The sequence below is a fragment of the Paenibacillus sp. PK4536 genome (assembly GCF_028594455.2).
Lineage (GTDB): Bacteria > Bacillota > Bacilli > Paenibacillales > Paenibacillaceae > Saccharibacillus > Saccharibacillus nuruki.
In genome coordinates, this window is sequence record NZ_CP126313.1 from 3,980,879 (window position 1) to 3,995,396 (window position 14,518).

13 protein-coding genes are annotated in these 14,518 nt (G+C 39.2%); all 13 read right to left on the minus strand.

Annotation, left to right across the window (positions count from 1 at the left end):
* Positions 1-4 precede the first annotated feature (4 nt).
* Complete coding sequence (locus PO903_RS17605) at positions 5-733, minus strand: SDR family oxidoreductase (RefSeq protein ID WP_273594133.1); 729 nt, start codon at positions 731-733, stop codon at positions 5-7.
* Between the two features lie 157 nt (positions 734-890).
* Positions 891-2,003, minus strand: coding sequence for an SLAC1 family transporter (locus PO903_RS17610; protein ID WP_273594134.1), 1,113 nt, complete (start codon positions 2,001-2,003; stop codon positions 891-893).
* Between the two features lie 91 nt (positions 2,004-2,094).
* Positions 2,095-4,515 (minus strand): molybdopterin-dependent oxidoreductase, encoded by a 2,421-nt coding sequence (locus tag PO903_RS17615; RefSeq protein WP_273594135.1) that lies wholly within the window; start codon positions 4,513-4,515, stop codon positions 2,095-2,097.
* Complete coding sequence (locus tag PO903_RS17620; protein WP_273594136.1) at positions 4,512-4,943, minus strand: hypothetical protein; 432 nt, start codon at positions 4,941-4,943, stop codon at positions 4,512-4,514. The genes PO903_RS17615 and PO903_RS17620 overlap by 4 nt, the downstream gene beginning before the upstream one ends.
* A gap of 200 nt (positions 4,944-5,143) precedes the next feature.
* On the minus strand, positions 5,144-6,283 hold the full coding sequence (locus tag PO903_RS17625; protein WP_273594137.1) for an SLAC1 family transporter: 1,140 nt from the start codon (positions 6,281-6,283) through the stop codon (positions 5,144-5,146).
* Between the two features lie 263 nt (positions 6,284-6,546).
* Entirely contained in the window at positions 6,547-7,473 is a 927-nt protein-coding gene (gene rbsB, locus PO903_RS17630) for a ribose ABC transporter substrate-binding protein RbsB (protein WP_273594138.1), read from the minus strand.
* A 34-nt stretch (positions 7,474-7,507) separates the two neighbouring features.
* A complete protein-coding gene (gene rbsC, locus PO903_RS17635) occupies positions 7,508-8,476 on the minus strand; it encodes a ribose ABC transporter permease RbsC (RefSeq protein WP_069328115.1) in 969 nt (322 codons plus the stop codon).
* Position 8,477: 1 nt separating this feature from the next.
* Positions 8,478-9,959, minus strand: coding sequence for a sugar ABC transporter ATP-binding protein (locus tag PO903_RS17640; protein ID WP_273594139.1), 1,482 nt, complete (start codon positions 9,957-9,959; stop codon positions 8,478-8,480).
* Positions 9,960-10,017: 58 nt separating this feature from the next.
* Positions 10,018-10,428, minus strand: coding sequence for a D-ribose pyranase (gene rbsD, locus PO903_RS17645; RefSeq protein ID WP_069328117.1), 411 nt, complete (start codon positions 10,426-10,428; stop codon positions 10,018-10,020).
* Entirely contained in the window at positions 10,428-11,333 is a 906-nt protein-coding gene (gene rbsK / locus PO903_RS17650) for a ribokinase (protein WP_273594140.1), read from the minus strand. The genes rbsD and rbsK overlap by 1 nt, the downstream gene beginning before the upstream one ends.
* Before the next feature lie 36 nt (positions 11,334-11,369).
* Positions 11,370-12,347 (minus strand): LacI family DNA-binding transcriptional regulator, encoded by a 978-nt coding sequence (locus PO903_RS17655; protein WP_137221656.1) that lies wholly within the window; start codon positions 12,345-12,347, stop codon positions 11,370-11,372.
* Positions 12,348-12,862: 515 nt separating this feature from the next.
* A complete protein-coding gene (locus tag PO903_RS17660; protein WP_273594141.1) occupies positions 12,863-13,759 on the minus strand; it encodes an aldo/keto reductase in 897 nt (298 codons plus the stop codon).
* Positions 13,760-13,849: 90 nt separating this feature from the next.
* Entirely contained in the window at positions 13,850-14,494 is a 645-nt protein-coding gene (locus PO903_RS17665; protein ID WP_137221652.1) for a hypothetical protein, read from the minus strand.
* Positions 14,495-14,518 lie beyond the last annotated feature (24 nt).

Consider the following 14,518-nt stretch of genomic DNA (forward strand, 5'->3'; position numbering starts at 1 on the left):
TATATCACCATGGTACAACACCATTTTCATCGAAAAATTGCCCTGTTGGACCTTTTTCATCCAAAGTAGCCAGTTCTACGATAATAGTTGCCGCTTGTTCTACAGAACGTGGTCCTGTATTGTCGTTAAAATCGGTTGCTGTATACCCGGGATCAGCTGCGTTCACTTTAAGCGTAGTGTCTTTAAATTCCTTCGCAAACATTACGGTTACAGCATTTAAGCTCGCTTTTGAACTGGCATAAGCTAATCCGTTAAAAGCAGCATATTCATAATTAGGGTCACTATTTTGAGTCAAAGAACCTAATCCACTGGATACATTTACAATGCGTGGAGCAGAAGATTTCTGTAATAAAGGTAACATCTGTTGGGTTAATTCAACGACTCCGAATACATTGGTATCATACACAAGACGCATATTTGCTACTTTGTATTGACTTGGTGGTGACATGGCATCAATAGAAACACCAGCATTATTGATTAATACATCTAACGAACCAAACTGTTGCTCAATGTATTTGGAAGCTGATTCAATCGTTGCTGTATCTGTAACATCTAACTGTATAAAATGAGCTGTTATTCCTTGCGTCAACAAGTTTTCGACCGCTTCTTGCCCACGAGATTCATCACGAGCTCCTACCAGTATTGTATATCCTTGACGGCCTAATTGTTGCGCTGTCTCATAACCGATTCCTTTGTTGGCTCCTGTAATGAACACTGTTTTGTTCTGACTCATGTATATACCCTCTTTTCTAGTAGTAGATGAAGTGGTTCTATACACACTCTACTACTTGGAGTATACTCCAAGTCAAGTCGCTTTCTCGCAAAAGAATAGGTAACTCGAATAGTTCTCTATTTTTGACTATTCTAATAATGATAGATTTCTTTCATCTTTATGGCATATTGCTTGTTTTTGCTCTCTTTCTCTGCGCGTGATGCCATAGGGCTTGAACAGCAAGTCCAATCTCGATCACAAGTAATATACTAATGATCCATGAACCCCCTGTCAAAATCCAGCGATACATTTCAAGCGCCCATCGTGATTCAGTATACTGCTGATATAACGGGTAGATACGCAAAGTAAAGAAATAAAACATCCCTAATGTAAATAAACGAGTCCATTGTGCGGTATTATAGATGCCAATCCCTTGTCTCCATCCTTTAGCTTGAATACGTCTTATAGCACGAACCACTTCTATTCCTTCAACGATAATCAATATTATCCACGTGATCCACCATAAATAAATAATCGCTACATCAGACCAAGCATGAACGGTTTGTACAGCCGCTCCGGTAATAGCAAGTGCTCCGTACAGAATACAGTTAGGATCTGTCCACTCCTCTACTATAGGATGACGATGATGCCCATAACGATAGACAATCAACACTACACTCCATATATAAAATATCAGCCCTATAATAATAAGAGTCTGATGAAGCCATAACAGATTATCGATCTTAAATATTTGATGTAATAAGAGCACGATAGACTGCGTGGATACAGTAGACAGCAATATTATGCCATGTACACGGTGGATCTGAGATTGATGCAGGATTTGGTACCAACCCCGACACATTACATATAACACAACTAACCATAATCCTATATTGAGAATAGCTATAATGCGAATAATTTCATTTAAAATAAAGTGATTAAATGAGGCATGAATAGCAATTAATAATGTGGATGTACCTGCCACCCACGTTCCAGTAGCAAACCGCATAACAGGATCAGCTAGATGGTCTTGATACAAGCGACCCCGGCGAATAGAACCGATATAGCTTACTAACAAATATATCCAGATCCCTACAGTTATTATCACTAACAGAGAAGTCCATATACTCTTTGGACTGTAACCTGATAGCTGTTGCCAGGCTCCTTGTATAAAAATACCTAGAGCCATGACAATACTACTAGTGGCTGTTGATACAACAGGTACATCCTTTTTGCTACTCCATGTGATCATAATCGCAATGATAAAAAGTAGTAGCAAACCTATAAGCATGATTATTCTCCTTTATCTATGATCAAATAATCTATATGCTGTGATCTACAAAATGCACGTTTAGCTTTCACTTCATTCTTATTAATTATGCTCAACCTCGTTGCGGGATATACGGTGGAACAGGTGTGTTAAGCACAGAGATCGGTACTTCTAACGATTGTCCCATTTGAATATCATACGGTGTATTTAAGCGATTGGCTTGTAACAGATGCTCTACAGTCATATTATATTGTTCGGCAATATATTCAGCCGATTCTTCGCCGATTACGATATGTTCTTTGCGTAACTTTTCGATTCGACAAGCGGCTTGTTTGAATGTAGGCTGTTTGGACAATGGATCTGTGAAATCAGCAGTTAACTCGTTAGCCGCTTGATTACCTTCCCAGCTTCCATAATGAAAAGGTACAAATACCAATCCTTTTTGCACCGCTTTACCAATCCGAGCAGGTACTTCAATCCAGCCCCGTGGGGATCGAATCCGTACCACTTCCCCTTGTACAATAGACATCGCTGCGGCATCATCTTCATGTATTTCTACATAACCATTTGGTGCAGCCATCTGTAGGTGGGGAGCACGAGCTGTTTTGGTACGGGTATGCCAGTGCCATACTAACCGACCAGTTGTAAGCCACATCGGATAATCTTGATTTGGTTGTTCCGTGGGTGCCAGATAGCGAGTTGGATGTAGAATTGCCCGTCCATTCGCTTCTTTTTTGACAAATTCATCATGAGATAAGGGTCGCCCACTGAATTGATCTTTCGTATAACTTTGCGCATAATCAGCATGTGTGGGGAACTTATAATCACTGTACAATCTTGGTGTCCCTTCTGGATGTTGATCATTGGTAGGCCAGCGTAGTCCATTGGATTGCTCAAGCTTATCGTAAGTCATACCTGTCATATCACATGGACGACCGCTAGATACTGTTTTCCATTCTTCAAAACATTCTTCAGGTGTAGAATAACCAATTAACGGTTGACCATCTTTGTCTTTTAACTCCATTCGATCAGCAAAATCAAGCAAAATCTGTAGATCACTTTTGACTCCCTGAGGTGGTTCTACTGCTTTACGTAAAATATTGATTGTACGATCTGCATTTTCCATCGTTCCTTCTTTTTCTCCCCATAACGCCACAGGTAGAATAACATCTGCTACTTTTGCTGTTTCTGTTAAAAAAGGATCTTGTACAACCACAAAAATCTTTTCTAACGCTTTGCGTGCACGACGACGATTAGGCAAAGAAACCATAGGATTAGTGCCAATATTCCAGAAAAAAGTGACTTTTCCTTCTTCTATCATATCAATCTGCTCTTCTATTCCTTTTTCCGGACCTGTCGGCAATGTATCTGGTTCTACATTCCATAAAGTCGCCATCTCTTCAATATGCTGAGGATTCATCGGATTACGTTGTGCTGGATAAGTACCCACTCCACCTGCTGTCCGATTCGCTGAGGAACTTGGTTGTCCTGCCATATGTAAAGGCCCACAACCAGGCTTACCAATCAGCCCTCGTAACAAGTGCATATTGTTGATCGCTACACAAGCAGTTGTTGCATCTGCACTTTGAAAAGTACCTTGTAATGTGGTAGTTACCATAGAAGTAGTCTGACCAATCACACGCCCAGCTTCCTCTAATTGGTCTACAGGGATTCCAGTCACTTCAGAACTACGCTCCGGTGTCCAATCCTGAACGGCGGCTGCCATCTGATCATAACCAATCGTATACTGATCAACAAATGACTGATCCACATAACCATCTCGAATCAAAATATGCGTCAATCCATTTAATAAGGCAACATTAGTACCCGGACGAAGTTGTAAATGTAAGTCAGCATTGCGAGCTGTCAATGTCAGGCGAGGATCAACAACAATAATATAAGGATGACCTTCACGCTCTTTACGTTGCATAATTCGTTCATGCAATACTGTACCTGTCTCTGCCACATTGTGTCCAAATAACATTAACGTATCTGTAACATCTACATCATCAAAAGAAGCCGGTGTACCGTCTGCTCCAAAAGATTGCAACAAACAAAACTCTGTTGTCGCTGTACAAAGACGAGTATTGGCATCTAGCAGATGGGTATGCAGACCAGCACGTCCAATTTTGGCAATTGTATAATAGTCTTCTAGATAAGCCTGTCCTGTGGAATAGATAGCGATACTATTACTACCTTGCTTCGCTATAGACGCTTTGGCTTTGGTCACAATCAGTTCTATAGCTTCTTCCCAACTTGCTGGTTCTAACTGCCCTGCATGATTCCGAATCAAAGGAGTTAATAATCGATCGGGACTGTTATTGGCATACCATTGATTTTCACCTTTAGGACCTAATCGTCCACGGTTAATAGGATGGTTACCATTGCCTTTAATTCCAACAATCTGATTATCTTTGATAGCGACATGACAGCCACAACCTACCGAGCAAATATTACATGTACTGTATACCCAGCGGTCTACTTCACCTTGAGAGTATACATTCATATCAATACGTTCGTCTTGCCAGCTCATACTTGCACCCCCAGATAAAAAGATGGAATAAGATATTTGATAGCTGCTTCACCATAATGTTGTTTCATAAGATCGGCTATATTATTAAGCTGTTCTCGAACACTACGATATAACGATTCAATCTCTTCAACATATTCAGTCTCAAAAGAAGGCATCCATTCTACCGCTCGAACCCAAGCGCGCATCGTTGGCTCACTCACCTCATTATTTTGATAAATGATCGCGAGATAAGGACGAATTTTATCTAAATCAGGATCAGAATGCTGGTCTGATTCTTGTAGAGGTAGTAGATGATCTAGCGCTTCACGCTGTTCATGAGTGGTGTAACGAATCAGCTCGATAAGCGGGTGTTTCATCGGTTCTGTTTTTTCTAATATCTGATTGACATCATTCGATATTTGCTCTAAATGTGTTGTCAAAAAATTCATTATGTCCCTCCATCATGATATGAATTAGCTTACCTTTCTAGAATAAAGCTCAAATTATTTCTATATTATTACCCACAATCACTCATATATATGTCTATATATACATTTTTTATGATCCATTTGCTGTAACATAAACAAAAAAGCGTATAGAGCACCTTCGTTAGAAAGTCGTCTATACGCTTTTTGCTATGATTAGGATATTACTTCATTTTTCTTGAATGTACATGTGGGATACGTTGAACTGGCACTTCTGCAACGACAGGACGGTGTACAAATGCATCAACCGATAGTACACATTGCCAGATTAACAAAATGACCATTATGCCAGCAGTTACGATCATTACACTCATCTGTAGATTCGCTAGTGATGCATTCATGATTGAACTTGAATTCATACTAATGAGACGCCATGTAAATAGATTAAAAATACCGATCGTAAATATCCGACTCCATTGTGTCACATCATATGTCCCCACCGCTGTTTTCCAGCCATGTCGTCTTATTCTCATCACAGCACGAATCATCTCAATACATTCCACGACAAGTAATACAGCTAGCGATATCCACCATAATATCGATACACTACTCGGTGTCCAACTAGATGTCTCAATAACAGCCACTCCTGTGATGGCTAATGCACCGTACATCATTACATTATTACTTTGCGATTGATCTGCTGTATTCCAAGCATACCGTACATATCGATAGATCATTAAGCTAGCTAACACTACATATAAGACCAGTCCCCAACCAATCAGCAGACGGCAAATAATCAACATCGCTTCACTATGTCCAAAAATATCATACAATAACATCGCAATCGATTGTGTTGCTACGGTAGCCAATAATACAATGCCATGAACATGCCGTCCAGCTTGCATTTTAGCAATATCGATCATACTTTTCACTACCCAATACATAAAGAATATCCATAATCCGATAGTCATGACTGCTAGAATCAACACCGTTTCATAGACCCATGAAGATGGAAATGAAGTATAGATCGTGATCAGTAAAATAGAAGTTCCTGCAATCCATGTCCCTATTGCAAACCGACCTACTGGATCAGCTAAATGGATAGCATAAAATTCGTCTTTACGAATCGAAGTGATATAACCCAGTAATAGATAGATCCAGATCGCAATCAAAAGAATCACTAATGCGGATGTAGCATAAGAGTATACAGACAATCCTGTTAATTCACCCCAAGCTCCTTGTATAAAAATACCTCCAACCATCAGTATACTTCCTGCGGCGGTTGGCATATCTGATTTACGCCTATACGTATGTGTAGTCATTAATCCGACAATGATGCAAGCCAGCATCAAAATAATCAGCATCCCTATTGATCTTCCTTTCGAGTTGTACAGAAATAAATTATATTTCAGTAAATAGTGCCTATATCTAAGTAGTAGTAACCTGTTATTTCAAAATAAATAGTAGCTTTAGTATAGCATAGTATGTAAGTAATGTTAGGTTGAGATTAGGTGAGAAATAATTTACTTTCTATATAAAGTATACGTATTCTTTTTAAAACGCAAAAAAAGAAGGTCAATAATATATCGACCTTCTCCTTTATTTGATTTAGCGAAGTCATACGTTTTTATTGATTTTCTTTCGTTACTAATTTCAATGGAGCTGGAATAGATTTTTCAACTGTTTTACCTTGTAGAACATCGCGAGCAGCATCGACTGCCATTTGTCCGATCAGTTCAGGTTGTTGTGCGACTGTTGCTGTTAATTTACCATCTTTAATCGAATTGAGCGCATCTTCGTTACCATCGAATCCGATCACAGGAATATCTTTGCCTGAGCTTTGAATCGCTTCAATCGCACCTAGTGCCATTTCATCATTATGAGCAAAGACAGCTTGTACATCTGGATTTCCTTGAAGTAGATTTTCCATAACGGTTAGACCTTTAGTACGGTCAAAATCTGCTGCCTGACTAGCGACTACATCTAACTCTTTATCTGCAATATCGTGGAATCCTTTACCCCGTTCACGAGTAGCCGATGCACCCGGTACGCCTTGTAATTCGATCACTTTAGCATCTTTACCTAGTTCTTTGACAATGTATTCAGCTGCCATCTTACCGCCTTTGACATTATCTGAAGCGACTAGAGCTTTGACATCTCCCTTGTCAGCGGAACGGTCCAAAGTCACAACCGGAATATCTAAAGTATTGGCAGATTGAACAGCGGCTGAGATGGCTGCTGAATCAGTCGGGTTAATCAATAGTGCATCGACTCCCTGCTGAATCAAATCATCGACATCATTACTTTGTTTAGCTGAATCATTTTGCGCATCCACAACGATCACTTCAATATTGAGTTTTTTGGCTTCTTTGACTACACCGTCTTTAAGTGATACGAAAAATGGATTATTTAAAGTAGATACAGAGAGACCAATCTTAATCTCGCCTGCATTTGCTGATTTTTTCGATTTTGCCCATGCTGGAGGTTGAAGTGAACACCCTGCTAGTAAAATAACAGTCATGACAATAGCAAGTAAAGATATAACTTTTTTCATACTGGATTCCTCTTTTCCTTTTAAAATCAACGCATTATGCAGATTTTTTGCGATCAATCAATACTGCGATTACAATAACGATCCCTTTAACGACCATTTGATAGAACGAAGATACGCCCAACAAATTCAGACCATTATTCAACGTACCGATAATAAGAGCACCAATCAGTGTACCTACGATTCGTCCACGTCCACCGGAGAGGCTTGTACCCCCCAATACAACAGCTGCAATAGCATCCAGTTCATACGATGTACCTGCTGTCGGTTGTGCTGAATTTAGACGAGAAGTTAAGATTGCTCCTGCTAGAGCAGACAATGCACCAGCAAGTGAGTAGATCATAATTTTAACACGCGGTACTTTGATACCAGATACGATAGCGGCTTTTTCATTACCACCAATTGCATACGTTTTACGACCAAAAGGAGTTTTGTGAAGAATGACCCACAATACAATAAATGCAAGTGCCATCGTGATCGCTGGTACAGGAATTCCTAAGAAATATCCACGACCGAACAATTGAAATGCCATACTATCGCCAAGCCCTGTTATAGGATTACCATTAGTGTAGACAAGTGTTAATCCACGGAAGATGGTCATTGTGGCTAATGTTGCGATAAATGGAGCCATTTTACCTTTAGTGATCATCAATCCATTGACCATACCCATGACGCCACCTGCTGCACATCCGATAATAATAGCAAAAATCGGATCTACACCTGCTAACATCAGATTCGCTACAAATGCACTGGATAAAGCAAGAATCGAACCTACCGATAGATCAATACCACCTGTTAAAATAACAAAGGTCATACCGAAAGCTATCAGCGCATTAATCGCTACCTGACGCAACAGATTCAAAATATTAAGCGGTTCCAAAAAGTCTGGATTCAATACCGATACAATAATCACTAGAATAATAAATCCAAGTAATGGACCTAATTTCTGCGTTACATTTGATAATTTGAAATTTTTATCTGGTTTTTCTTTCGTTATTGTTGTCATATTACTGTCCTCCTGTAGCTAACGTCATAATATTTTCCTGTGTAGCTTCTTGACTGGATAGTTCGCCACTTATCTTGCCTTCGTGTACGACTACAATGCGATCACTCATCCCTAATACTTCTGGCAATTCAGAGGACACCATAATAATGGCTACACCACGATCGGTAAGTTCATTCATCAATTGATAAATTTCACGCTTCGCTCCTACATCGACTCCGCGGGTAGGTTCATCTAAGATCAATACACTAGGTCCAATACCAATCCATTTCGCGATAACAACTTTTTGCTGATTACCACCGGAAAGGCTACGTGCAGGCGTTTCTGCGGATTGGGTTTTGACCTGTAAACGTTTGATTAATGTATCTACAAATTCAGCTTCTTTTTTGGTTGAAATAAATCCTTTGGAAGAGAAACTAAATAAGTTAGGTAGCGCCATATTTTCACGAATCGAAAAGTCGAGCACTAACCCTTCGTCTTTACGATCTTCGGTAATAAAGCCAATGCCATGTTTCACTGCATCATCCGGTCTACGAATATCGACTTTTTTACCACGTATCCAGATTTCTCCGCTATCTAGTGTGTCCAGTCCGAATAAGGTACGCATAATTTCTGTACGTCCTGAACCCATTAGTCCAGAAAAACCTACAATTTCGCCAGCTCGTACCGAAAAGCTTACATTCTGGAACTGCCCTTTTTTACTAGCATCTTTCACTTCCAAAATCACTTCGCCAGGTTGTGGTGTACGTGCAGGATAACGTTCAGTCAGCTCACGTCCAACCATTTTTTTGACCACTTCATCAAAATGAGTATGTGGGATTTCTTTGGTATCGACTGTTTTACCATCTCGCATAATCGTAATTCGATCACAAATCGCAAATATTTCTTCCATTCTGTGCGAAATGTATACGATCGATACGCCTTCTTTTTTGAGCGCTATAATCACTTCAAATAACTTCTGAATTTCACGCTCTGTTAGAGCCGCAGTCGGTTCATCCATCACGATCACTTTTGCATCTGTCATTAACGCTTTGGCGATCTCAATCATCTGTTGTTGTCCAACTGAACAATCTCCTGCTTCGCCTTGTAACGGTAAATCCACTGCTAATTTACGCAGTTGTTCTTTTGCTAGCGTTTTCATTTGTTTGGTGTTCAGTAAACCCCACTTGGACGTCATCTCTTTACCGATAAACAAATTCTCAAGCACGGTCATATCACGCCAGATATTAAGTTCTTGATGGATAAAAGCGATCCCTTTTTGTTCAGCGACTTTTGGATTATCAAAATACGTTTCTTGACCATCTATAATAATCGTTCCTTGATCACGCTCATGCAGACCAATCAAAATGTTCATTAATGTTGATTTGCCAGCTCCATTTTCACCCATCAGTGCATGAACTTCGCCTGCGCGGAGATCAAAATCGACTCCGCTCAAGACTTGGTTTGTACCGAAGGATTTGTAAATACCATTCATTTGAATCTGCATATACAATGCCTCCTTTAAATCTGCTGTGCTATTTCTACTTTATGAAGAAGTTATATTTTTAACGCGCTGCCGTTCCAAAATGTACACCTGCATGCAAAATACAATTGGCATACGGTCTAGACTCACCTGTACGGATAATCACTTTAGCCTGTTGACTGTAGCGCTTAAACTCTTCATGACTGCATTTTAACAATGGGATATGATCGAACTTTTGTTGCATATACAAAAATGTGTCTTGATTCTGCGCTACCATTTCTTCAGCAATGGTGATCTGTTCAATTGCCATATCTTCTGAGATAACATGAACCACATCACGAAAACTGGGTACTCCATAAGTCAATGCCAGATCAATCTTAGGTACTCCATCAGGTACAGGCAATCCTACATCTGCAATTACGATATAATCCGTATGACCAAGATCAGCCAACACTTTCGAAATATGACTGTTCAAAATTCCATTCTTTTTCATTACAATTGTTCCTCAACTTCCTGACGTGTTGGCATTCCACCTTGTGCGCCAAACTTGGTAACGGAAAGAGAAGCGGCTCGATTGCCAAAACGTAATGCATCTTGTAAAGACTGCCCTTCTGCTAGAGCCACGCCAAAAGCTGCATTAAAGGTATCGCCTGCGCCAGTGGTATCTATGGCTTCTACTTTATAAGTAGGTACAACTACTTCTTGCTGTCCATCATAATAACGAACCCCATTACTGCCTTCAGTTACAAATAAGCGATTAGGATGTTGACGTAATGCTTCTTCTAACGTCTGTCCTTCAAAAACAACAGCTGCTTCATGTTCATTAGGAGTAATGTAAGACAAATTCTTAATCACAGTGTCATTCACAGGGCGTGCTGGTGCTGGATTTAATAACAAAGGAACATTAGCATCCGCACAAATTTGACTAACATAGGTTACTGTTTCTTCTGGAATTTCTTGCTGAATCATAACGATATCTGAAGCTTGAATCACTTCAATTGCTTGAGCTACATAATCTGGAGTGACATGATCATTTGCCGCTTTCACTACAATAATGCTGTTATCTCCATCGGCTAAAATAATATGTGCTGTTCCACTTTCCATATCTGTAACCGGTTCCACATAGTCTACATTGACATTGTTATCTTTGAAATTTTGTAAAATGGTTGCTCCCAAATGATCATCGCCTACTCGGCCGATCATTGTAACTTCTGCTCCTAAACGTGCAGCAGCGACAGCTTGATTAGCACCTTTACCGCCCGGAACGGTTTTGAAGCTTTCTCCAAGAACCGTTTCCCCCGCAACTGGACGTTTGGATGAAGTTACTACCAAGTCCATAGAACAACTACCGATTACACAGATTTTAGCTTTAGAAGAAACTTGTTGAGATTGAGTCATAATACAATTCCACCTTTCTATTTCTACTTGATCAGATTAAAGTTTACGAGTTGTTTCCCGTTCTATAAATTGCACTGGCATTTGAATGATTCGTTGTTCTCCTGCTGTACCTTCAATCAATTGAATTAATAAGTCAGCTGCCGCTCTGCCCATATCGTATGCCGGTTGGCGAATCGTAGACAATGCTGGCGATAATAGACTACTTAACGGAATATCATCAAATCCGATAATTTGTACATCTTGAGGTACTTTTTTACCTAAGCGATATGCTTCTTGAATGACAGCCGTAGCTACAATATCATTACTTGCAATCACTCCATCGGTATCAGGGTATTGCTCAAACAATTCTTTTGCCCAGCGATCTGCATCTGTAAATGAAAAAGATGATGTCTGTGTTGTATGATAATGGATACCCATATCTTGCAACACTTCTATCGCTCCTTGAAAACGGTCTTGAGCAGGACGAATATGAATCGGCCCTTGCATCACTGTAATCTGCTGACTTCCACGCTGGATCATTTGCTGGGCTGCAAGTCTTCCACCTTCTCGGCCATCTGCATAGACAGCAGGACGATCACTCGATATGCGATCTAGAAAAACAACAGGAATTTTGAGTGAACGGTAAGAAGCTGTTCCTGGATCATTGGTAGATGAGATCACACCGACTACATTATTTTGTACAAAAGTCTGTATGTAATCTTGTTCTTTGGTTTGACTTTCATCACTATTGCCAAAGATTAAGCGGAATCCACTTTCCTGCATCCGATCCTCTACTCCGCGAGCTAACTGTGGGAAATAAGGATTCGTAATATCAGGGAGCAATAAACCAATTAATCTGGATTTGCGTTTATATAAAGAACGTGCCACTTCATTAGGTGTGTAGTTCAATTGTTGAACAGATTCTTCTACTTTGCGCCGTGTATCTTCATGTACATAGCCTGTCTCATTAATAACACGTGAGACGGTCGCAACAGAAACACCTGCATGGCGTGCTACATCTTTTATCGTTGTCATTTTCTTTTCACCTCAATGTGTAACCGGTTACAGATATAAATTATCATATCCTTTTGCATTTGACAACTATTATTTTAGATTTTAATTTATTTGATGAAGGTGGATAGTTATGATTTTCCTTTTTTCGTTCTTTGTGTAGAGTTATGTATAAGTGTGCATAATCTGTACAGTAACAAAGCAAATTTATCTTTTTCTATTATGAATTTTTCATGTATTGAAATTTTATTTATTGTATATATTTAGTTAAATGATTATTTAAATTAGATTGTTCCACCTACAAAATAGATAGTCATTCAGTAGACTTATTAAACGTTTAAATAAACCCTATTCGTTGAGCAACGATTCGATTGATTGAATATTCCATGCACAAAAAAGATAACAAAAAAGCTATCCTCTTATCATGTCATAAGAAGATAGCTGAGTACTTATTTAGTATAACTACAAGATGGAAAATCTTTATTTTAACCGTTGATGTACAGATTCACAGTTTAGCTTTTCGAGTAAAATTTATAAGTTTACGTCTGTCCAACCCATTCTGGCTCTGCAATTTCTTCCCAACGACTACGTATCGCTTCAAAATGTTCTTTAGGTAATGCACCTTCTTTAAGCAAAGCAGCATTTTCTGTCCAGCGACTTGGCTTCGTTGTTCCGACAATTGCTGTATCTATACCTTCAATACTCAACGTAAAACGTAAAGCACGTTCTATACTTTTTTGAACTTCTTCATCTTGCAAAAATCCATAATTAAGATCACGTAAACGATTCCAATAGACAAAAGGATATTCTTGTGGACCTACAGTTTCAAGAGTCCATGCTGCATTTGCTATCGGACGCTTCGCTACAATCCCCATACCATGCTTACGCGCTTCTGGAATCGTAAGTGCAATCGCTTCTTGATCTGCAATATTGACAGAAGTTTCTAGACTATCAAAAAGACCTGTACTAATCGCATATAGTGCATTCGTATGATCACCGCTGTAACCAATATAACGTGTTTTGCCTGCTTGTTTGGCACGTTGTAAGACTTCGATCACTTCCCCACGGCGCAACACTTCTTCAGAGCAACTATGTAAATGAATGACATCGACATAATCGGTTTTGAGCCGTTTAAGACTGCGATCTATACTTTGTTCCAACATCACAGGGTCCCAATCAGGAGCATCGAAATCTGCGGCATGTCCGCATTTAGTAAACAAATAATAGTCATCTCGACGATGAGCTAATGTATTACCTATCAATTCTTCACTTTGCCCGTAGCATTCTGCGGTATCAATCACATTCAAGCCCGCATCGAGTGCACTATTGAGCAATTGTTTAACATCACTTTCACTAACTCCGCTTCCTATTTCAGAACCACCAAATCCGAGCACACTAACTTCCATATCCGTTTTACCATATTTACGTTTTTCCATTACTGTAACCTCCTTGGTCATATCGATTCGCTAATTTATTACCCTTCAGCTGTAAGCGTAATCACTCACTTGGAAAATAATGTACTTTGGTTATTCTAGTTCCAACTCAAGATCATCATCTTCTAGTCGTTCTGGATTGATCCAACTCATTTGCTGAAGGTTCAATATTTCTTTAAATTGATCCACCAAATCATGCATAAATTCCAATTGTTCTTCATGTTCTTGCGTCATTATTGTTTTTAATTGTTGAATTTGTTCTGCACTTACTTCAAACAGACTGAATTGTTCCACGTTGCACTCTTTAAAAAGGTTATTGATCTGCTCTTGATAGATATCACTATTATGTAATTCATCTAGCAATTGTTGACGAACCCCTTCAAAATCAGGGTTTGTATATAACAATTCCACTGGATCTTCTTCTGGATAACGATCTAATGCTAATTGATATAATGCCATATCTTCCATTTCATAATTGTAATCAAACTTAGCTTGCGATTTGCCTTTAAATACAATCTCATAACTCCACCCATGATCTTCTGCGTTATCAAAATGTAATACAGGTATCGTATTCGAAATATCATAAATAGATTCGGGAATCCTTTTATAAATCCCTGTATCTTTCATAAAAAACAGTGTCCATTCGTCATTCAGGTGACCTATAAATAAAGGATTAACATCCTGCAATAGATCGCTATGTTTGCGTTGAATTAAATGTCCAATCGTAAATTCGCTCATTAGATCACTCCTTTTTATACCTCA